Raw genomic sequence first — 19,324 nt, 5'->3', positions numbered from 1 at the left:
ATCAACCGGGAGGTCACCATGCGACGCCGCCTCTATTTCATGCTGCCCGACATCGCCAGCGCCCGCGCCATGCTCGACGAACTGCTGCTGGCCCGTATCGAGATCAGCCACATGCGCTTCATGGCCCGCGACGGCACGCTGCCGGCCGACATGCCGGACGTGAACATCCTGCAGAAAACGGACGTGGTGCACGGCGCCCAGCTGGGCATCATCATCGGCGGCGTGGTGGGGCTGGCGGCAGGCGTGTTCCTGACCCTGTTCCCGCTCGACGGCTACACGGTGCGCACGGCCGCCATCCTGCTGGTCGCCCTGGGCGGCGCGCTGTTCGGGGGCTGGGCTTCCGGCATGAACGCGGCCGCCGTGCCGAATACGCGGCTCAAGCAGTTCTCCAGCCGTATCGAACAAGGGCAGGTGCTGTTGATCGTGGACGTGCCGGTGCGGCGCGTGGATGAAATCGAAGACATGATCGCCAAGCGCCATCCCGAAATCAGCTTTGGCGGTATTGAACCGCCGATGCTGGCGTTTCCGTAACGCTGGCTGCCCGGGGCTACCGGCCCCGGGTTCTCATTCCGGCCGGCCTGGCGCGCGTGCGCAGGCCGGCTTTCTTATGCGCGCGCAGTGCGCACGCGGGGTGCGCAGTACGGGCGCCAGGTGTTCAGATGCCCATGCTGGACAGGATGTTGCCCAGCTCGCGCAAGGCCGGTTCCAGTTGCGGATGCTTGGCGGCGAATTTGGCCGACAGTTCCTGGGTGCGCTCGGCCAGGCCGTAGGTGGTGGTGCCGGCGTCGGCCGCGCGCTGGGCCGGCGCCCGTTCCATCAGGGCCTTGATATCGCCGTCGAGCTGCTGCAGCAGTTCCAGCAATTCCTCATCCACGGGACCGGCCGAGGCCAGGCGGTGGTGCAGGGAAGTGAGCGATGCTTTGAGATTGCTGTCCATTTTCAGTTTCCGGTCAATTGGTGAATGTGGTCGCGAGGTACAGGTCTTCCACCTTCTTCCTGGCCCACGGGGTCTTGCGCAGGAATTTCAGGCTCGACTTGATGCTAGGGTCGCTGATGAAGCAGTTGATGTCAATCCGCAAGGCCAGTTGTTCCCATCCATAATGGGCTTGCAGGCGGGTGACGATGGCTTCCAGGGTGACGCCGTCCAGGCTGGGTTTGTTCATGGTTCCATCTTACTCAAATTCGGGGTGGGCAGCCCTGTTTCCTGTGGCCCGCTTGCGCCGGCACATGGAAAAAGGGCCAGCCGCGCCCGTGGCGCGACTGGCCCTCCATTGTAGCGCGGACGTTGCCGCCCCCTTGCGCTTACTGGGCGTTCAGGCCGCGGCGGTCGAGCAGCGGCGCGATGATGGCGTCGCGGCCGCGGAAATCGCGGAACAGTTGCAGCGCGTCGTCCGTGCCGCCGCGCGACAGCAGGGTCTTGCGGAACCAGTCGCCGTTCTTGCGCAGCAGGCCGCCGTTCTCCTTGAACCACAGCACCGAATCGGCGTCCAGCTTCTCGCTCCACAGGTAAGCGTAGTAGCCGGCCGAATAGCCGCCCGAGAAGCTGTGCGAGAAGTAAGTGGTACGGTAGCGCGGCGGCACGGGCGCGAAGTCCACGCCCATGTCCTTCAGGGCCGTCGCTTCAAAGCCCAGCACGTCGGTCGGGATCTGGGCCGGGGTCAGCTGGTGCCAGCGCTGGTCCAGCAGGGCGGCTGCCAGGTATTCGGTCGTCATGAAGCCCTGGTTGAACTTCTTGGACGCGATCACCTTGTCCAGCAATTCCTTGGGCATGGGCGCGCCGGTCTTGTAGTGGGTCGCGTAGTTGGCCAGCACTTCCGGCCACACGGCCCACATCTCGTTCACTTGCGACGGATATTCGACGAAGTCGCTCGGCACGTTGGTGCCCGAGAAGCGCGGATAGGTCACGTTGGAGAACATGCCGTGCAGCGCGTGGCCGAACTCGTGGAAGGCGGTCTTCACTTCATCATAGGTCAGCAGCGTCGGCTCGCCGGCGGCCGGCTTGGGAATGTTGAGGTGGTTGGCCACCACCGGATGCGTGCCCAGCAGCTTCGATTGCGACACGTAGGCGTTCATCCACGCGCCGCCCTGCTTGTTGCTGCGCGCGTACATGTCGGCGATGAAGATGGCCAGCTGCTTGCCGTTGGCGTCGAAGACGTCGAACACGCGCACGTCGGGGTTGTACACGGGCAGGTCCTTGCGCTCCTTGAACGACAGGCCGTACAGCTTGCCGGCCGCGTAGAACACGCCCTTGGTCAGCACGTTGTTGAGTTCAAAGTAGGGCTTGAGCTGGTTCTCGTCCAGCGAGAAGCGCTGGGCGCGCAGCTTGTCCGTGTAGTAGGCCCAGTCGGCCGCGCCGATCTGGAAATTGCCGCCTTCGGCATTGGCCACGGTTTGCAGGTCGGCCGCTTCCTTGCGCGCATTGTTGACGGCCGGCTTAGCCAGCTCGCCCAGCAGGGTATTGACGGCGGTGGTGGTCTTGGCCGTCTGGTCTTCCAGCGCGTAGGCGGCGAAGTTGGCGTAACCGAGCAGCGCGGCCTTGTCGGCGCGGGCCTTGGCGATCTTGAGCACGATGTCGCGGCTGTCGAACTCGCCACCGTGGCTGCCGCGCGCCAGCGAGGCGGCCATCAGGCGTTCGCGCACGGCGCGGTTGCTCAGCACGGCCAGCGGCGCCTGGCCGGTGGTGTTGGTGATGGCGATCAGGAACTTGCCGTCCATGCCCTTGGCCTTGGCGGCGGCGGCCGCCGTGTCGATGGCCGCGTCCGTCATGCCGGCCAGGTCGGCGCGGTTGTCCACCACCAGCGCCGACGCGTTGGCTTCCTTCAGCACGTTCTGGGTAAAGGCCGTCTGCAGGCTGGCGATGTCGGCGTTGATGGCTTTCAGTTTTTCCTTGTCGGCGGGCGACAGCTTGGCGCCAGCGCGCACGAAGTCCGTGTGGTAGCGCTCCAGCAGGTGCTTGGCTTCCGGGTTCAGGTGCAGCTTGTCGCGCTGCGCGTACAGGGTGTCGACGCGCGCGAACAGCTTGGCGTTCAGGAAGATGGCGTCGCCGTGGGCGGCCAGCTTGGGCGACATGTCGCGGTCGATGGCGTCCAGCGCGTCATTGGTGTTGGCGCCCTGCAGGTTCTGGAACGTGGTCTGCACGCGGTCCAGCAGGCGGCCCGAACGCTCCATGGCGACGATGGTGTTGTCGAACGTGGCCGGCTTGGGATTATTGGCGATGGCGTCGATCTCGGCCAGCTGCACGCGCATGCCCTCGGCGAAGGCGGGCGCGAAATGCTCGTCCTTGATCTTGTCGAAGGCCGGGTAGCCGAACGGCAGCGTGCTGGGCTTGAGGAAGGGATTGCCGGCCAGCGCGGCGGCGTTGATGGCGGTGGCCGGTGCGGCCGGCGCAGCGGCGTGGGCGAACTGGGTCATGGCAAGGCCAAGGCTGGCCACGAGTACGAGCATCTGAGGACGGGGCATGTTTTCATCTTTCAAAGGACGCCAAGGGATGCTGGCGCGGGTAGCGCAGCATGGGAGCGCCAGATGATAGCAGGGAGACAATCAACTTTCACCAGAAAGCAATGTTGCAGCGCACACAAGCGCGCCTGCCGGCACGCCGGACGATCACGGCTTCAGGTGGGCCTCGATGCGCCGGTCGGGCACGAACCAGACCACGGCCACCAGCACATACATGGCGAACGCAGCCCACACGTGCAGGAACGACAAGGGGATAGCGGCCAGGTACAGCACGGGCGAGATCAGGCTCTTGCGGTCCTTGCCGACGGCCAGCGCCAGCGTGGGGTTGTGCGGATTGCGCGAGATGAGGGCGCGTTCGAGGATGCGGTAGGCCACGGCCGCCATGAACAGCATGGCGCCGTAGAAGGCGACGGGCACGGGCGCGAAATGGTTCTCGCCCATCCAGCCGGTGGCAAACGGGATCAGCGACAGCCAGAACAGCAGGTGCAGATTGGCCCACAGCACGCAGCCATCGACCACGGACGAGGCGTGCAGCATGTGGTGGTGGTTGTTCCAGTAGATGCCCACGTAGATGAAGCTGAGCACATAGCTGAGCAGCACCGGCAGCAGCGGCAGCAGCGCCGCCAGGTCGGCCCCGTGCGGCACCTTCAGTTCCAGCACCATGATGGTGATGATGATGGCGATCACGCCGTCGCTGAACGCTTCCAGTCTGCCTTTGCCCATGTCTTCCCTTTGCACTTGTTGCTTAAGCCATCTGTCGTCCGCCTGTTCGGTAAAGCGGACGGTGCAGGCCCGCCCGGCCGCCGGCCAGTTAGCCCATGCGCTTCAACGCGCAAATCTTGTTGCCCGACGGATCGCGCAAATAGGCCAGGTACAACGCGCCATACGCGTTCGCGCGCTCACCCGGCGGGTCTTCGCAGGCCACGCCGCCGTTGGCCACGCCGGCCGCGTGCCAACGGTCGGCCATCTCCGGGGTTTCCGCCGCGAAACCGATGGTGGCGCCATTGCCGTGGCAGGCCGGCTCGCCGTTGATCGGCTTGGTGATGGCGAACACGCCGGTCTTGGTCACGTAGAACACCCGGCCCTTGTCATCGAGCTTGCCTGGCGGAATGCCCAACTCGCCCAGGACGGCATCATAAAATTGTTTCGATTTTTCAATGTCGTTGGCGCCGACCATGATATGGCTGAACATCTTGTCTCCTTGTTAATGAATGGAGTGGTCAGTGTACCCCATCCGGCGCCCCGTTTCCCCCGGGCGCCGTGCTGCCGCGCCCGCGTAATCCCCCACTGGCGGCGCGCCTTCATGATCACAAGACTTACGCGAACTAGAGGCGGGAGTCTAAAATACGCATTTGGGCCGTGGAAACCCCACCGCCGCCCCGCGCGACGCCCGAAAAGTCCGTGCCTGAAACACGATATCAGGCAGCGGGTACCTACCATCTACGAGGGAACATTATGGCAACACAGAAACCAAAAGTCATTTACACGCTGACGGACGAAGCGCCGCTGCTGGCAACCTATTCCCTGCTGCCTATCATTAAGAAGTTCACGGAACCCGCGGGCGTCGACGTCGTTACCAGCGACATTTCCGTCGCGGCGCGCGTGCTGGCTGAATTCTCGGACTACCTGAGCGACGCGCAAAAAGTGCCGAACGCGCTGGCCGAACTGGCCGAACTGACGCAAAAGGCCGACACCAACATCATCAAGCTGCCCAACATCAGCGCCTCCGTGTCGCAGCTGATGGCCTGCGTGCGCGAGCTGCAAGGCCGCGGCTACCCCCTGCCCGACTACCCGGAAGACCCGAAGACGGACGAAGAGAAAGCACTGAAGGCCCGCTATGGCAAGTGCATCGGCAGCGCCGTCAACCCCGTGCTGCGCGAAGGCAACTCGGACCGCCGCGCACCGAAGGCCGTCAAGGAATACGCACGCAAGCACCCGCACTCGATGGGCGAATGGAGCCAGGCATCGCGCACCCACGTTTCCCACATGCACCATGGCGACTTCTACCATGGCGAAAAGTCGATGACGCTGGACAAGGCGCGCGACGTCAAGATGGAACTGCTGACCGCCTCGGGCAAGACCATCGTTCTGAAACCAAAAGTCTCGCTGCTGGCCGGTGAAGTGATCGACAGCATGTTCATGAGCAAGAAAGCGCTGCTGGAATTCTACGAGCGCGAGCTGGAAGATGCACGCAAGACCGGCGTAATGTTCTCGCTGCACGTCAAAGCTACCATGATGAAAGTGTCGCACCCGATCGTGTTCGGCCACTGCGTGCGCATCTTCTACAAGGACGCGTTCGCCAAGCACGCCAAGCTGTTCGAGCAACTGGGCGTGAACGTCAACAACGGCATGGTCAACCTGTACGAGAAGATCGAGACCCTGCCCGCCTCGCTCAAGGAAGAAGTGCTGAAAGACCTGCACGCCTGCCACGCCAACCGTCCGGAACTGGCCATGGTCGATTCGGCCAAGGGCATCACCAACTTCCACTCGCCCAACGACATCATCGTCGACGCGTCGATGCCGGCCATGATCCGCCTGGGCGGCAAGATGTGGGGCGCCGACGGCCGTCCGAAGGATGTCAAGGCCGTGATGCCGGAGTCGACCTTCGCCCGCATCTACCAGGAGATGATCAACTTCTGCAAATGGCATGGCAACTTCGATCCGCGCACCATGGGCACCGTGCCCAACGTGGGCCTGATGGCGCAGCAAGCCGAGGAATACGGTTCGCACGACAAGACCTTCGAAGTGCCGGAAGCCGGCGTGGCCAACATCACCGACCTGGCCACCGGCGAAGTGCTGCTGAGCCAGAACGTGGAGGAAGGCGACATCTGGCGCATGTGCCAGGTCAAGGACGCGCCGATCCGCGACTGGGTCAAGCTGGCCGTCACCCGCGCCCGCAACTCGGGCATGCCGGCCGTGTTCTGGCTGGACTCCTACCGTCCGCATGAGAATGAGCTGATCAAGAAAGTCCGGGTCTACCTGAAGGACCACGACACGAGCGGCCTGGACATCGAGATCATGTCGCAGACGCGCGCCATGCGCTACACGCTGGAGCGCGCCATGCGCGGCCTGGACACCATCTCGGTGACCGGCAACATCCTGCGCGACTACCTGACCGACCTGTTCCCCATCATGGAACTGGGCACCAGCGCCAAGATGCTGTCCATCGTGCCACTGATGGCCGGCGGCGGCATGTACGAGACGGGCGCCGGCGGTTCGGCACCGAAGCACGTGAAACAGCTGGTGGAAGAAAACCACCTGCGCTGGGATTCGCTGGGCGAGTTCCTGGCGCTGGCCGTGTCGCTGGAAGAGCTGGGCATCAAGACCGGCAACGCCAAGGCCAAGATCCTGGCCAAGACGCTGGACGAAGCGACCGGCAAGCTGCTGGACAACAACAAGTCGCCGTCGCCGCGCACGGGCGAGCTGGACAACCGTGGCAGCCACTTCTACCTGTCGCTGTACTGGGCCCAGGCCCTGGCCGCGCAGACCGAAGACAAGGAACTGCAAGCCCACTTCGCCCCGCTGGCGCAAGCGCTGGCCGCGAACGAGGCGAAGATTGTCGAGGAACTGGCGGCCGTGCAAGGCAAGCCGGTCGACATCGGCGGCTACTACGCGCCCAATCCGGAGAAGACCTCGGCCGCCATGCGTCCGAGCGCCAGCTTCAACGCGGCCCTGGCGACCGTGTAAGGCAAGGTGCGGCTTCCCCGGCCAGGCGGCCGGGGAAGCGCACTGCGTGCTCAGTAGTGGGGCGGACGTTCATGGGGCATACCGGCCCCGCCGCCCTGCGGCTGTTCGCGCAGGCGCTGGGCCAGCGTGGCGCACAGCAGTTCGAGCTTGTCAATCTGCTGTTGCTGCTCATAGACACGCTGGTTCAGCGCTTCCACCAGGTCTTCCTGGTGCGCCAGTTTGATTTCGATATCGATGAAATGCTCTTCGGTACTCACGGTAACTCCTGCATGAAAGCATGCATTCTACCGCCCGCCGCGCCTACTTCAGGTAGATCCCGCCGCACAGGATCAAGTCATCGTCCGGCACGCAGTACATGGACTTCGGTTCGATCTTGCCGGTGACGGGGTTGGTGAACTTGTAATCCTGCCAGAACGGCGCCTTTTTCTGGGCCAGCGCGACGCGTTCCCGGATGAAGGACTTGCCATCGACATCCTTCAGTTCCATCAGGTTCTTGCCTATCATCCTGGGGTTGGCGCCATGCGCGCGCACCACGCCATCCATGCCATAGACCACGAGGTACAGGTCGCGGTCGACGAACTGGCCGTCACGTTTGTCGATCTCGGCGTAGGTCTTGTCGCGGCCGTTGGCTTTCAGATAGTTCAAGCCCTTGCGCACCATGGCCTCCGCTTCCGGCTTGGTGGCGTATTCGGCCGCCTGCACCTGGCCCAGCAGGCCAGCCAGCACCAGCATTCCTGGCGCCCAATGTTTCCAGCGTAGTGACATGCTTGCCTCCCTTGCTCGATGCCGAATTGGCATGATTGAATCGTAGCACCGGCGTCAGATCAAGGTGTAAAACTTTTTTGCACTGGACAAAACGGGGCTGCAAGCGTGCCAACCGCTATCAGATCAAGCCTTGGGCGTGGTCAGCAAGGCTTTCATGCGCGCCAGCCGTTCCTTGGGCGTGAGCACTTCAGACTCGGTGGGCGCGGCCGTGCCCACGTCCAGTTGCATTTCCTTGATGAAGCGCGACGGGTCGCAATGGACTTGCTCGCCGGCACGCTTGCGCTTCTTGCACCAGGTGATCTGCAAGGTGCGCTGGGCGCGCGTGATGCCCACGTACATCAGGCGCCGCTCCTCCTGCACGCGGGCCGCGATGCTTTCGGCCGGCGCGTCGGCATCGCCCTTGTGCGGCAGGATGCCTTCCTCGCAGCCGACCAGGAACACGTGCGGATATTCCAGCCCCTTGGACGCGTGCAGGGTGGACATGCGCACCGCGTCCGGGTCCTCGTCCTGGCCTTCGAGCATGGACATCAGGGCCACCATCTGGGTCAGTTCCAGCACGTTCTTTTCCTCGCCGTCGCGGTCCTTGCCGCCACGGCCACGGTCCTTGAGCCAGTTGGTGAATTCCAGCACGTTCTGCCACTTGCCCTGGGCCGCGCGCTCCTCGAACATATCGTATAAATAGTTTTCGTAGTTGATCGCTTCCAGCAAATCATCGAGCACCTGGGCCGCGTTGTCGCCGCTGCCGGACGGGCCGGGGCGGCTGGCGCGCGCTTCGAGGTTGTTGATGAAATTGCAGAAGTCGCGCAGCGGCTTGAGCTGGCGCTCGTTGAGCTTGCCCTCGATGCCGCCCTTGAACACGGCCTCAAACAGCGAGCACTGCCACTGGCCCGAGAACGTGCCCAGCACTTCCAGCGTGGACTGGCCCACGCCCCGGCGCGGCGTAGTGACGGCGCGGATGAAGGCCGGGTCGTCGTCCGTGTTGGCCAGCAGGCGCAGATAGCTGATGATGTCCTTGATCTCGGCCTTGTCGAAGAAGCTCTGGCCGCCCGATATCGTGTACGGGATGCGTTCCTTGCGCAGCGCCTGCTCGATCACGCGGGCCTGGTGGTTGCCCCGGTACAGGATGGCGTAGTCGGACCATTTGTTCTTGCGCTCGAAACGGTCGGCCGAGATCATGATGGCCACCTGTTCGGCCTCCTGGTCGTCATTGGCCATGCCCAGCACCTTGATCGGCTCGCCCAGCCCGTGCTCGGACCACAACGACTTCTCGAACAGTTTAGGGTTGTTGCCGATCACGGCGTTGGCCGCCTGCAGGATGCGGGTGGTCGAGCGGTAGTTCTGTTCGAGCTTGATCACTTCCAGGTTGGGGAAGTCGGTCTGCAAGGTCTTCAGGTTCTCCACCGACGCGCCGCGCCAGGCGTAAATGGCCTGGTCGTCGTCGCCCACGGCCGTGAACATGGGCTTCTTGCCGATGCCCGTCACCATCAGCTTGACCAGCTCATACTGGCAGGTGTTGGTGTCCTGGTACTCGTCCATCAGCAGGTAGCGCAGGCGGCGCTGCCACTTGTCGCGGATGGCCTCGTTGTTGCGGAACAGTTCCACGGGCAGGCGGATCAGGTCGTCGAAATCGACGGCCTGGTAGGCCGACAGCGTGGCCACGTAGCTGCGGTAGATGCGGGCCGACTGGGCCTCGTCCTCGTCCTTGGCCCGCTCCAGCGCCACCTCGGGATCGACCAGGCCGTTCTTCCACAGCGAAATATCGGTCTGGATGCGGCGGATCAGCTGCTTGTCGGTGGTGATGGCCAGGTCCTGCACCAGCGAGGCGCAATCGTCGCTGTCCATGATGGAAAAGCGGTCCTTCAGGCCCAGTCCATTCGCTTCCTGGCGCAGGATCTTCACGCCCAGCGAGTGGAAGGTGGACACGGTCAACTGCTTGGCCTGGCGTGGCTGCTTGAGCAGCTTGGCGATACGCTCCTGCATCTCCAGCGCCGCCTTGTTGGTGAAGGTCAGCGCGGCGATGGTGCGCGGATCGTAGCCGCGGTCCTCGATCAGGTGGGCGATCTTCTGCGTGATCACCCGGGTCTTGCCGGAACCGGCGCCGGCCAGCACCAGGCACGGGCCGTCGAGATAGGTGACGGCGGCGCTTTGCGGGACGTTGAGGCCGAATTGTGGTGCTTTGGACATCGGAATGGCAGACTGGCTGGGGTGAGCCGGCCATTGTAGCAGCCTCGCGCGCGCCTGACGCGGCGCATGATGACGGCCGTCATTTGCGTTACCATGTTCAGGTAGCGGCGCACCACGCGCCCGAACTTGATTGGCTGTACTACTATGAAATTCGAACACTTAATTGAAATTAACGATCCGCTCAATCCGCTGATCGATACCCTCAGCGTGGACCAGCTGTGGCGCGGCCTGGTGCTGCGTGCCGAGTCGCCCAAGCTGTTCGTGCCCCACCTGGACGAATGCGTGATCGTCGAGCGCAGCGAGCACACCTTCCGCCGCCGGCTGCGCTACGGCGAGCTGGTGATCGAGGACCAGGTATTGCTCACGCCCATGCACCAGATCCGCTACGAAGTGGCGCCCCAGCAGGATATCGCCGCCTCCAGCCTGACCATGACCATCGAACGGCCCGAGCAGCACGTGCTGTTCGTGCGCTTCGAATATGTGGATGCGCACGACGCGGCCACGGACGCGGCCAACGCCATGTATGACGAATTCCGGCGCTCGGCCTACCAGGAATCGGACATCGACACCATCCGCGTGCTGCGCGACCTGGCCGCCAACGGCCGCCTGGACGCCATCCTCAACTAAAAAAGCAGTCGTTTCAACATGACCGTGGCGAGGCTTGGCGCCGCAGACAGTGCTGGTGCACGGCAAGGCGCCACAACGACGCCACGGGCTTGTTGAGACGGCTTCAGGGCCGGGCCAGCCGGCCCCACACCTGCTCCATCCGCAACGGCTCGCCACCCAGCGCCAGCACCTGTTCGGCCGCCAGCACTTCGCGGATGGCATGCAGTTCGCCGCGCGTATCGCGTTGCAGGAACACGCTGAGCGGCGCGCCGCGCGGGCCGATCACCGATTCCACGTGCGGCATGGTCGAGCGCAGCCCCTTGCGCGACACCACGCCCACCTCTCCGTTCAACAGCTTGACCCAGGTGCCCACCGGATAAATGCCCAACTCCCGGATCATCACGGCCGCCAGTTGGCCATCGAGCACGCTGCGTCCTTCCAGCAGGATGTCGCGCAGGGCCGCGTTGGGCAGCAGCGGTTGCAGATAATGCCGGCTGACCACGCGCGCGCAATAGCGGTCCGCCAGCGCGATCAGCTTGGCGCCGACGGGAATATCCTCACCCTTTTTTCCGACCGGATAGCCACTGCCATCCTCGTTCTCATGGTGGTGCAGCACGCAAGCCAGCCAGTCCGGGTCGGTCACGCCCGCGTGGCGCAGCAGGGCCGCGCCGCGCTGCGGATGCTGGCGCACCCGTTCCAGGTCCTGCTGGCTCAGCTTGTCACGGCTCTCCTGCAGGCGCACGTGCTGTTCCTGCATGCCCACGTTCATGGTCAGCGCCGCCAGGGTGGTGGTGAAGATGGCGCGCGCATCGTGGCGCAGGGCGCGCGCGGCCAGCTGGGCCAGCACGGCCGTGTCCACGCTGTGCCGCACCGCGTAGGGCGCGGCCTGCTGGTTGTGCAGGATGCTGGCCACGGCCACGTCGGCGCTCAGGTCCAGCGCCTGCGTGACCAGCAAGGCCACTTCCTCCAGCCGGCGCACGGTGTCGTTCGGCGCCAGCCGGGCCGCCACCAGTTCCAGCGCCTGCTGCAATTCCACGCACGCCGTGTTGAGCTTGCGCAGCACCGATTGCGGCGCCGGCGCGGGCGCCACGGCATCGCTGTTGTCCTCATACGAGCCGCGCTCGACCAGGTAATCGATCTGGTTGACGTTGGCGATCAGGTGTCCCTTGCGCACCAGCAGCATGCCATTGCTGGCATACACGTCCCACGGCACCAGCGTCCCCAGCTTCAGGTCTGCCCGGCTGACTCTGTTAATCCCCACTCATTCCCCCGCGCGGCCAAGCTGGCTGGCGCATCGTCTTTGCCCGTTAGTAAAAAACCACTGGACAGAAGCATAACGGGTTTGGCGGGCTGGACCGTAGCGATTCCGGCACAGCGCGGGGAAAAATTGCGACAGACTGTTGTATTTTTGCTTTAACGCATCTTTATTTTCTATATTGCAATGAAATAGCAGCGCCGCACCGATGCAAAAGCGGCCTCATTCGCCGGGACAACAGGGCACGCCGTCCTGCGCTGGCGCCGGTCCTTGCGCCAACTGGCGGGACAAATCGCGCAGGGCCGTGCGCAAGCCTTCTTCGACCACCGGATGGTAGAACGGCATGTCCAGCATGGCCGCCACGGTCAGCCCGGCCTGGCACGCCCAGGCCAGCAGATGGGCCAGGTGTTCGGCGCGCGGCGCCACCATCTCCGCGCCCAGGAAGCGGTCCGTGCCGAACTCGCCGTACACGCGCAGCAAGCCCTGGTTCTGCAGCATCACGCGGCTGCGGCCCTGGTCCTCGAAGCTGACCTGGCCGGTGGCGAAACGGCCCGCATGGCTTGCGCACAGCGTGCGGTAGCTGGCGCCGGCCGTGGCGATCTGCGGTTCGGTGAAGGCCACCGCCAGCGGCGTGCGCCGCAAGCCCGGCGCCACCTGCGGATAGCGGGCCGCGTTGTGGCCGGCGATCTTGCCCTGATCGACCGCCTCCGGCAGCAGCGGGCGCTCATTGCTGGCGTCGCCAGCGATGAAAATGGCGCTGGCGCCGCACTGCATGGTGTGCGGGTCGACCAGCGGCACGCCGTGGCGGTCCATCACCAGGCCCGTCGTTTCCAGCCCCAGCTGGTGCACATTGGGCTGGCGGCCGATGGCGCACAGCACATGGTCGTAGCGCTCCTCGCGCAAGCGGCCCTCACCGTCACGGCTGCGCACCAGCAACTGCTGGCCGTCGGCCGCGATGGCCTTGACCACCGTGTGGAAGCGGATATCGAGTTCGCGCGCCAGCGCCTGCGCGGCGGCCATACCCACGGCCGGGTCGCCCAGCTGGGCCATGCTGTCGCCGCGCGCGTACAGCGCCACCCGCACGCCCAGCCGGTGCAGGGCCTGGCCCAGCTCCAGGCCGATGATGCCGCTGCCGATCACGGCCACCGAGGCGGGCAGCGCGGTCCAGTCGAACACGGCGTCGCTGCCCGTCACGCGCGGCCCGGCCGCCAGCCAGGCCGGCGGCAGGACGGGGCTGGAGCCGGTGGCGATCACCACGCGCGGGGCGCGCACCTCCGTGTGCTGGTCCACCTGCAAGCAGTCCGGCGCGACGAAGCGGGCGTGGCCATGCAGCTTGTCGGTCACGGGCACCTGTTCCACCGAGTCGAGCACGAAGCCGACGAAGCGGTCGCGCTCGGCGCGCACGCGCGCCATGACGGCCGCGCCGTCGACACGCACGGCGCCCGGGTGGACGCCGAACCCGGGCGCGGCGGCCAGCGCGTGGGCCGCCTCGGCCGCCGCGATCAACAGCTTGCTGGGCATGCAGCCCACGCGCGCACAAGTGGTGCCATAGGGCCCGCCTTCGATCAGCACGGCCCGCCTGCCGGCCGCGCGCGCGGCCCGGTAGGCGTTCAAACCGGCCGTGCCGGCGCCGATCACGGCCACTTCCGTCGCTATGCTGCGCATGATGTGCTCCCGCCCGGCGGCAAGCCGGCATGGGGCCGATGTTACGCCGCTTCGCGCGCAGGCAGCGCGTGCCTGCGCGCCGTTGCGCGGGCACAAGCCGGTTTGCGTTTCACTGCACGTTTAAGTTTTACTTTGCGGCAAAATCGCATTAGTATTACTTATCCGTCGAAACTTTTATAAGTGCAGCTTATGGGAAACCTGGACTATCGTGCCCTGGCCGTACTCGACGCTGTCGCCAGCCATGGCAGCTTTGAAAAAGCCGCGCTGGCCCTGGGCATCAGCCAATCGGCCGTCTCGCAGCGGATCAAGGCCCTGGAGGACGCCAGCGGGCGGCTGCTGATCGTGCGCGGCCAGCCGGCCGTGCCCACCGGGCTGGGCCAGCGGCTGGTGTCCCACCACCGCAACGTCAAGCTGATGGAAGCGGCGCTCGACATCGACCTGGGCAACCCGGTCAGCATGCCGGAAATCGCGCTGGCCGTGGACGCGGCCAGCCTGGCCACCTGGTTCCCCCTGAGCCTGCAACCGCTGCTGTCACCGCCGCGCTGCCAGTTGCAGGTGCAGGCGGCGGCGCCCGAGCTGGCGTTGCACCTGGTGCATGAAGGCAGCGTGTTCGGCTGCGTGGCCGCCAGCGCGCCCGCCGGCGCCGACCAGCCCAACGGCCCCAACGTCACCCCGCTGGGGCTGATGCGCTATGTCTGCGTGGCCACGCCCGTGTTCGCGGGCCACTGGTTCGGCGACGGTTTCTCGGCCGAGGCGGTGGCGCTGGCGCCGGCCGTCGTCAGCGATGGCGAACTGATGGCGCGCTACCTGGCTGGCGCCGTGCAGGTGCAGGGTGCGTATCCCCATCACACCATGCCGCTGTCGCCCGCGTATGGCGAATGCATCCACGGCGGCCTGGCCTATGGCCTGCTGCCGCTGCCGCAAGTACGCGGCGCGCTGGCGCAGGACCGGCTGGTCGACCTGGCGCCGGAGCAGCACGTGGACGTGGCGCTGGCCTGGCACGCCTGGAACCTCGACACGCCGTTCACGCGCGCCCTGTCCGAACAGGTGGTGGCGACGGCGCGGCGCTATCTGCTGCAGCCGTAGGCGACACCAGCCATCACAGCCCACGCTCCGAGCGCACACCGGGGCGCGGAACGCTATTTGTGTCACTCCTGTTGCTTATGGACAGACAAGGCGAAGGTCCCGGACGTAACATTGCGCCGTTCATGGTCGACACGAAGCACATGCAAGGTGTCGCCATCGACCATATAGAAAAGGCGGAATGGGAAGCGATCGAGCGACCAGGTCCGCAACGGTACATCAGGAAATAGATGAGCGAAGCATCGGGACCCGACATGTGGCCGCTCTCGCAGCAATGTCAGCGCGGCCTCAAGCTGCTGCAAGAAAGCCTCAGGCAATTCTGGTGAGATATCCGCATGGTACGCAAGCACCTCCGCCAAATCGGCCGAGGCCGATGTCCGGACGTTGAGCTTGAGCATACGCTCAGGGGCGACGGGGAATTCCCGCGCGCAGCTCGTCTATCAGGTCGGCTACCGTGGGGTAAGTCTTGCCGGGGCCGGCCAGAAGCGCCTCCTTGACCAGCGCATGCACGCGCGCTTCCTCCTCGTTCCGCGGGCCATAGTGCTCCGGAACTTCGGGTGTCGGCAGCAATTCTGCCGGATCAAGGGATTGAAGGTTCAATGCGGTCATCCGACCATTATACGCCCGCCGCTATCGCTGCTGACGCGACAGACCTCACTCATGACGCACCTCAAATATCGAGCGGGTCCACTTCCAGCGACCATTTGACGCGGCTTTTCATGTCGCGCAGGGTGGCCATCCAGTGCTTGAGGAAGGCCTGCAACGCCGGGCGCGACGGCGACTCCACCAGCAGCTGGGCGCGGTCCACGTTGTGCACGCGCGTCATGCTCATCGGGATGGGGTCGTTGATGGTGATGCCGCCATGCTCCACGCAGTCGCGCGCCGCCTGCAGGAAGGCGATGGCCGTGGCCAGCTCCGGCGCCTCGGCCCGCAGCAGGGCCTGGAACAGATAGGGCGGCAACGCAGCCTGTTCGCGCTCCTCCAGCAGGGCCGTGGCGAAATGGTCGTAATCGTGGTTGACCACGGCCCCGTACAGCGGGTGCTGCGGATAGCGGGTCTGGATCAGCACTTCGCTGGCGCTGCCGCCTTCCGCGCGGCCGGCCCGTCCGGCGCGCCCGGCCACCTGCATCAGCTGCGCGAACAGGCGCTCGCTGGCCCGGTAGTCCTGCGAGAACAGGGCCGTGTCCGGATTGAGGATGCCGACCAGGGTCAGCTTTTTAAAGTCGTGGCCCTTGGCCACCATCTGGGTGCCGATCAGGATGTCGACCTCGCCCCGGTGCACGGTGTCGAACGCTTCCTGGGCGCTACCCTTTTTGCGGGTGGAATCGGCGTCGATACGCAGGATGCGCGCCTCCGGGAACAGCTGCTGCAAGCCTTCCTCGACGCGCTGCGTGCCACGGCCCAGCGGCTGCAAGTCGACATTGCCGCACGTGGGGCAGTGGCGCGGGATGCGCATCTCCAGGCTGCAATGGTGGCAGCGCAAACGATGCTCGGGCTTGTGCAGCACCATGAACGAGGTGCAGCGCTTGCAATCGCTGATCCAGCCGCACGACTCGCAGCAGATCACGGGCGCATAACCGCGCCGGTTCAGGAACAGCAGCGATTGTTCGCCGCGCTCCATGCGCAGGCGCAGCGCGGCCACCAGTTGCGACGTCAGGCCATCCTTGGGCTTGTCGCGCTCCATGTCGAGCAGCTTCACCTGCGGCAGCGTGGCGTTCTGCACGGCCCGTTCGCGCAGCTCCAGCTTGCGGTAGCGGCCGCACTGGGCGTGGTGCCAGCTCTCCAGCGACGGCGTGGCCGAACCCAGCACGATGGGAATCCCAAGCTGCCAGGCGCGCCACACGGCCAGGTCGCGCGCCGAGTAGCGCAAGCCTTCCTGCTGCTTGTATGACGGGTCGTGCTCCTCGTCGATCACGATCAGCTTGAGCTGGGGCAGCGAGGCCAGGATGGCCAGCCGCGTGCCCAACACGATGCGGGCCTTGCCTTGGTGCGCAGCCAGCCAGTGCAGCATGCGCTCGCCTTCGGACAGGCTGCTGTGCAAGGTGGCCAGCATCACGCCCGGGAAGCGCGCGCGGATGTTGCCTTCGAGCTGGGGCGTGAGGTTGATCTCGGGCACCAGGATCAGGATCTGGCCCTCCGGCTCGCGCGCCAGCACCTGGGCGCAGGCCTGCAGGTAGACCTCGGTCTTGCCGCTGCCCGTCACGCCATACAGCAGCGTGGGCGCGTAGCCCTGGGCGCCGCCGATGGCGTCCGCCGCTTGCTGCTGGGCCGGGTTCAGGCGGGGCATGGCGATCGGCGTGCCGTCGTGCGGCGTGTCATGCTTGGCCAGCTTTTTCAGCGCCCGGTCCAGCGCCACCGTGGTCAGCACGCGCAGGTTCTTGGGCAGGCCGGGCAGCGCCACCTCACCGAGCGGGCGCTGGTAGTAATCGGCCGCGAAGCCGGCCAGCGCCAGCCATTGCGGCGACAGCGGCGACAACTGGCTGCGCACGGCCAGCGCATCCTTGAGCTTGGCTTCTGGCACGTCGCTGCGGTCGCTGATGCCGACGATCAGGCCCACCACTTCGCGCCGGGCGAACGGCACCAGCGCCAGTTGACCGATCTGCGGCGGATGTGCGGAATCGCAAGCGCAGCGGTAATCGAACACCGCGTTCAGCGGCGTGTCGAGCACGATCTGCAGGATGCAATGGGAAAGGTGGTCCGGCGTCGTCATCGTGTGGCTGCACAAATCACGCGGTTTTCCCCGGCCGCCCCGCCACGCTGGGGGCGCTTGAAAGTATCCACAGTTTTTGTGGATAACTTTGTGGACAAAGGAAAATTAATTCACGGAAACCGATGACTTCCGCCTTGCCAGTGTCATAAACCGGGCAAAAAACCAAAATTAATTCCCTTATAAATCAACAACTTGAAAATTGCTCCCTAGGGGAGGAAAAAATCGCGCCAGATCCGCGCCGCTGTGCATAAGTGAAGTATTTAGAGGACTTTCTGGGCCGAAATCAAGCACTTTTTTGCACCGGATGCCACACAGATCACGTTTGCCGCAGAGCAGCAACCGTTTGCAGCACGCGGCCGGACGCTGCGCATTCTACACATACTGCAACGACAACGTTTACGCGAAAACAAGGTCCTTATCACGGCAAAAACATTGCCTCGATTTAGTGCAGCGCAACATGCTCTTGAACCAAGATGCTAACAAAACGCCTAAGTGGCGGTTTACTAAGGTCTTTTCTTTTTTATCCACAGTTTTAGTGGATAACTTTGTGGACAATGGACTGACAAGCCCGTTTCGCTGCTGGGATAAGGTTTACCTATCGCTAATCTTGCCTCTGGGGAGGCAAAAATAAACCTAATACAATCAATTACTTACAACACCGTTCCCCTTGGGGAAAAATACCCTGCCTGTTATTTCAGCAGCAAATAAAATTGTGTATAAGTCGGTATCGGACGAACGAAGACAACATGAAAAAAGGGCGCGTGTGCGCGGAAACGGCCCCTTTTTTCCGGCAACGAGGTCAGGCGCGCAGGGCGCGGCTGTGGCTGTGGACGGCTTCCACCATGGCCGCCACATGGTCGGGCTCGGTGAACTGGGAAATGCCGTGGCCCAGGTTGAACACGTGGCCGCTGTTGGGGCCGGGTTTGCCGAACGCGTCCAGCACCTTGTGCACTTCGGCGCGGATCTGGTCCGGGCTGGCGAACAGGATCGCGGGGTCCAGGTTGCCTTGCAGGGCCACCTTGTCGCCCACCAGCGCGCGCGCCTGGCGCAGGTTGACGGTCCAGTCCAGGCCCACGGCGTCGGCGCCGATGCCGGCGATGTCCTCGATCCACTGGCCACCGCCCTTGGTGAACACGATGGCGGGGATGCGCACGCCATCCTTTTCACGCTTGAGCTGGGACACCACCTGCTGCATGTAGGCCAGCGAGAATTCCTGGTAGGCGCCATCGGCCAGCGCGCCGCCCCAGGAGTCGAAAATCATCACGGCCTGGGCGCCGGCGTCGATCTGGGCGTTCAGGTATTCGGCCACCGCCTTGGCGTTGGTGGCCAGCACGTGGTGCATCAGGTCCGGACGGTTGTACAGCATCTTCTTGATGGTGTGGAACTCGCGCGAACCCTGGCCTTCCACCATGTAGCAGGCCAGCGTCCACGGGCTGCCGGAAAAGCCGATCAGCGGCACGCGGCCATTGAGCTCGGTGCGGATCTGGGTCACGGCCTTGAACACATAGTCCAGCGAACCCGGTTCCGGCTGGCGCAGGGCCAGCACGTCCTGCTCCGTTTTCAGCGGGCGCTCGAACTTCGGCCCTTCGCCTTCCACGAAGTGCAGGCCCAGGCCCATGGCGTCGGGCACGGTCAGGATGTCGGAGAACAGGATGGCCGCGTCCAGCGGGAAGCGGTCCAGCGGCTGGATCGTCACCTCGGTGGCGTAATCGGGATTGGTGGCCAGGCCCATGAAGGAACCAGCCTTCTGGCGCGTGGCGCGGTATTCCGGCAAATAGCGCCCCGCCTGGCGCATCAGCCACACGGGCGTGTAGTCGGTGGGCTGGCGCAGCAACGCGCGCAAGAAGGTGTCGTTCTGGAGCGGGGCGAATTGTGGCATGGAAGGCAATCAATGGCGGGAATAAAAAAGCTAT

18 protein-coding genes are annotated in these 19,324 nt (G+C 64.6%); 4 read left to right on the top strand and 14 right to left on the bottom strand.

The genetic code is table 11. The features are described from left to right. Positions 1-18 precede the first annotated feature (18 nt). Positions 19-531, top strand: coding sequence for a DUF1269 domain-containing protein (locus tag H3H37_RS07340; protein ID WP_229218702.1), 513 nt, complete (start codon positions 19-21; stop codon positions 529-531). Positions 532-655: 124 nt separating this feature from the next. Here the strand turns inward: H3H37_RS07340 and H3H37_RS07335 are convergent, their stop codons facing one another. From H3H37_RS07335 to H3H37_RS07315, 5 genes are all read right to left on the bottom strand, one after another. Next, positions 656-937, bottom strand: a complete 282-nt coding sequence (locus H3H37_RS07335) for a DUF4404 family protein (protein WP_182151788.1) — start codon at positions 935-937, stop codon at positions 656-658. 13 nt (positions 938-950) lie between these two features. Beyond that, positions 951-1,163 (bottom strand): VF530 family protein, encoded by a 213-nt coding sequence (locus H3H37_RS07330; RefSeq protein ID WP_182160976.1) that lies wholly within the window; start codon positions 1,161-1,163, stop codon positions 951-953. Between the two features lie 139 nt (positions 1,164-1,302). After that, positions 1,303-3,459: a M3 family metallopeptidase gene (locus H3H37_RS07325; protein ID WP_182160975.1), complete on the bottom strand. Its 2,157-nt coding sequence runs from the start codon at positions 3,457-3,459 to the stop codon at positions 1,303-1,305. A 144-nt stretch (positions 3,460-3,603) separates the two neighbouring features. Further along, positions 3,604-4,179 (bottom strand): TMEM175 family protein, encoded by a 576-nt coding sequence (locus tag H3H37_RS07320; RefSeq protein ID WP_182160974.1) that lies wholly within the window; start codon positions 4,177-4,179, stop codon positions 3,604-3,606. A gap of 88 nt (positions 4,180-4,267) precedes the next feature. Continuing rightward, positions 4,268-4,648, bottom strand: a complete 381-nt coding sequence (locus tag H3H37_RS07315; protein ID WP_182160973.1) for a VOC family protein — start codon at positions 4,646-4,648, stop codon at positions 4,268-4,270. A 263-nt stretch (positions 4,649-4,911) separates the two neighbouring features. Here H3H37_RS07315 and H3H37_RS07310 point away from each other — a divergent pair, with 263 nt between their 5' ends. Beyond that, positions 4,912-7,143 carry an NADP-dependent isocitrate dehydrogenase gene (locus H3H37_RS07310; protein WP_182160972.1) on the top strand — a complete coding sequence of 744 codons (2,232 nt, stop codon included), beginning with the start codon at positions 4,912-4,914 and terminating at the stop codon, positions 7,141-7,143. 50 nt (positions 7,144-7,193) lie between these two features. Here the strand turns inward: H3H37_RS07310 and H3H37_RS07305 are convergent, their stop codons facing one another. The 3 genes from H3H37_RS07305 to H3H37_RS07295 all read right to left on the bottom strand — a co-directional run bounded on the left by H3H37_RS07305 (position 7,194) and on the right by H3H37_RS07295 (position 10,092). Continuing rightward, a complete protein-coding gene (locus H3H37_RS07305) occupies positions 7,194-7,400 on the bottom strand; it encodes a SlyX family protein (RefSeq protein WP_182160971.1) in 207 nt (68 codons plus the stop codon). Positions 7,401-7,443: 43 nt separating this feature from the next. Then, the gene (locus H3H37_RS07300; protein WP_229218701.1) at positions 7,444-7,908 is read right to left on the bottom strand and encodes a cache domain-containing protein; all 465 of its coding nucleotides are present in this window, start codon (positions 7,906-7,908) and stop codon (positions 7,444-7,446) included. Positions 7,909-8,031: 123 nt separating this feature from the next. Further along, on the bottom strand, positions 8,032-10,092 hold the full coding sequence (locus tag H3H37_RS07295; protein ID WP_182160970.1) for a UvrD-helicase domain-containing protein: 2,061 nt from the start codon (positions 10,090-10,092) through the stop codon (positions 8,032-8,034). A gap of 144 nt (positions 10,093-10,236) precedes the next feature. Here H3H37_RS07295 and H3H37_RS07290 point away from each other — a divergent pair, with 144 nt between their 5' ends. Further along, entirely contained in the window at positions 10,237-10,719 is a 483-nt protein-coding gene (locus H3H37_RS07290; protein WP_182160969.1) for an SRPBCC family protein, read from the top strand. A 103-nt stretch (positions 10,720-10,822) separates the two neighbouring features. On the opposite strand, the gene H3H37_RS07285 is transcribed toward H3H37_RS07290, so the two are convergent. Continuing rightward, the gene (locus H3H37_RS07285) at positions 10,823-11,959 is read right to left on the bottom strand and encodes an HD-GYP domain-containing protein (protein ID WP_311197422.1); all 1,137 of its coding nucleotides are present in this window, start codon (positions 11,957-11,959) and stop codon (positions 10,823-10,825) included. Between the two features lie 216 nt (positions 11,960-12,175). Then, the gene (locus tag H3H37_RS07280) at positions 12,176-13,618 is read right to left on the bottom strand and encodes a dihydrolipoyl dehydrogenase (RefSeq protein ID WP_182160968.1); all 1,443 of its coding nucleotides are present in this window, start codon (positions 13,616-13,618) and stop codon (positions 12,176-12,178) included. A gap of 189 nt (positions 13,619-13,807) precedes the next feature. Here H3H37_RS07280 and H3H37_RS07275 point away from each other — a divergent pair, with 189 nt between their 5' ends. After that, a complete protein-coding gene (locus tag H3H37_RS07275) occupies positions 13,808-14,704 on the top strand; it encodes an ArgP/LysG family DNA-binding transcriptional regulator (RefSeq protein ID WP_182160967.1) in 897 nt (298 codons plus the stop codon). A 62-nt stretch (positions 14,705-14,766) separates the two neighbouring features. Here H3H37_RS07275 and H3H37_RS07270 read toward each other — a convergent pair whose 3' ends face one another. From H3H37_RS07270 to hemE, 4 genes are all read right to left on the bottom strand, one after another. After that, a complete protein-coding gene (locus H3H37_RS07270; protein ID WP_182160966.1) occupies positions 14,767-15,099 on the bottom strand; it encodes a type II toxin-antitoxin system RelE/ParE family toxin in 333 nt (110 codons plus the stop codon). Positions 15,100-15,103: 4 nt separating this feature from the next. Continuing rightward, a complete protein-coding gene (locus H3H37_RS07265; protein WP_182160965.1) occupies positions 15,104-15,310 on the bottom strand; it encodes a hypothetical protein in 207 nt (68 codons plus the stop codon). 61 nt (positions 15,311-15,371) lie between these two features. Then, positions 15,372-17,411, bottom strand: a complete 2,040-nt coding sequence (locus tag H3H37_RS07260) for a primosomal protein N' (protein ID WP_182160964.1) — start codon at positions 17,409-17,411, stop codon at positions 15,372-15,374. A 799-nt stretch (positions 17,412-18,210) separates the two neighbouring features. Then, a complete protein-coding gene (gene hemE / locus H3H37_RS07255; RefSeq protein ID WP_182160963.1) occupies positions 18,211-19,290 on the bottom strand; it encodes a uroporphyrinogen decarboxylase in 1,080 nt (359 codons plus the stop codon). Positions 19,291-19,324: the final 34 nt, after the last annotated feature.

It is taken from the genome of Rugamonas brunnea, assembly GCF_014042345.1.
Classification (GTDB): domain Bacteria; phylum Pseudomonadota; class Gammaproteobacteria; order Burkholderiales; family Burkholderiaceae_D; genus Rugamonas; species Rugamonas brunnea.
This window is presented reverse-complemented; position numbering and strand designations above follow the sequence as displayed.

What these genes read in the sequence shown, in the direction of transcription:
- H3H37_RS07340 (WP_229218702.1), top strand. Translation starts at nt 19, where the DNA reads ATGCGACGCCGCCTCTATTTCATGCTGCCCGACATCGCCAGCGCCCGC.
- H3H37_RS07335 (WP_182151788.1), bottom strand. Translation starts at nt 937, where the DNA reads ATGGACAGCAATCTCAAAGCATCGCTCACTTCCCTGCACCACCGCCTG.
- H3H37_RS07330 (WP_182160976.1), bottom strand. Translation starts at nt 1,163, where the DNA reads ATGAACAAACCCAGCCTGGACGGCGTCACCCTGGAAGCCATCGTCACC.
- H3H37_RS07325 (WP_182160975.1), bottom strand. Translation starts at nt 3,459, where the DNA reads ATGCCCCGTCCTCAGATGCTCGTACTCGTGGCCAGCCTTGGCCTTGCC.
- H3H37_RS07320 (WP_182160974.1), bottom strand. Translation starts at nt 4,179, where the DNA reads ATGGGCAAAGGCAGACTGGAAGCGTTCAGCGACGGCGTGATCGCCATC.
- H3H37_RS07315 (WP_182160973.1), bottom strand. Translation starts at nt 4,648, where the DNA reads ATGTTCAGCCATATCATGGTCGGCGCCAACGACATTGAAAAATCGAAA.
- H3H37_RS07310 (WP_182160972.1), top strand. Translation starts at nt 4,912, where the DNA reads ATGGCAACACAGAAACCAAAAGTCATTTACACGCTGACGGACGAAGCG.
- H3H37_RS07300 (WP_229218701.1), bottom strand. Translation starts at nt 7,908, where the DNA reads ATGTCACTACGCTGGAAACATTGGGCGCCAGGAATGCTGGTGCTGGCT.
- H3H37_RS07295 (WP_182160970.1), bottom strand. Translation starts at nt 10,092, where the DNA reads ATGTCCAAAGCACCACAATTCGGCCTCAACGTCCCGCAAAGCGCCGCC.
- H3H37_RS07290 (WP_182160969.1), top strand. Translation starts at nt 10,237, where the DNA reads ATGAAATTCGAACACTTAATTGAAATTAACGATCCGCTCAATCCGCTG.
- H3H37_RS07280 (WP_182160968.1), bottom strand. Translation starts at nt 13,618, where the DNA reads ATGCGCAGCATAGCGACGGAAGTGGCCGTGATCGGCGCCGGCACGGCC.
- H3H37_RS07275 (WP_182160967.1), top strand. Translation starts at nt 13,808, where the DNA reads ATGGGAAACCTGGACTATCGTGCCCTGGCCGTACTCGACGCTGTCGCC.
- H3H37_RS07270 (WP_182160966.1), bottom strand. Translation starts at nt 15,099, where the DNA reads ATGCTCAAGCTCAACGTCCGGACATCGGCCTCGGCCGATTTGGCGGAG.
- H3H37_RS07265 (WP_182160965.1), bottom strand. Translation starts at nt 15,310, where the DNA reads ATGACCGCATTGAACCTTCAATCCCTTGATCCGGCAGAATTGCTGCCG.
- H3H37_RS07260 (WP_182160964.1), bottom strand. Translation starts at nt 17,411, where the DNA reads ATGACGACGCCGGACCACCTTTCCCATTGCATCCTGCAGATCGTGCTC.
- hemE (WP_182160963.1), bottom strand. Translation starts at nt 19,290, where the DNA reads ATGCCACAATTCGCCCCGCTCCAGAACGACACCTTCTTGCGCGCGTTG.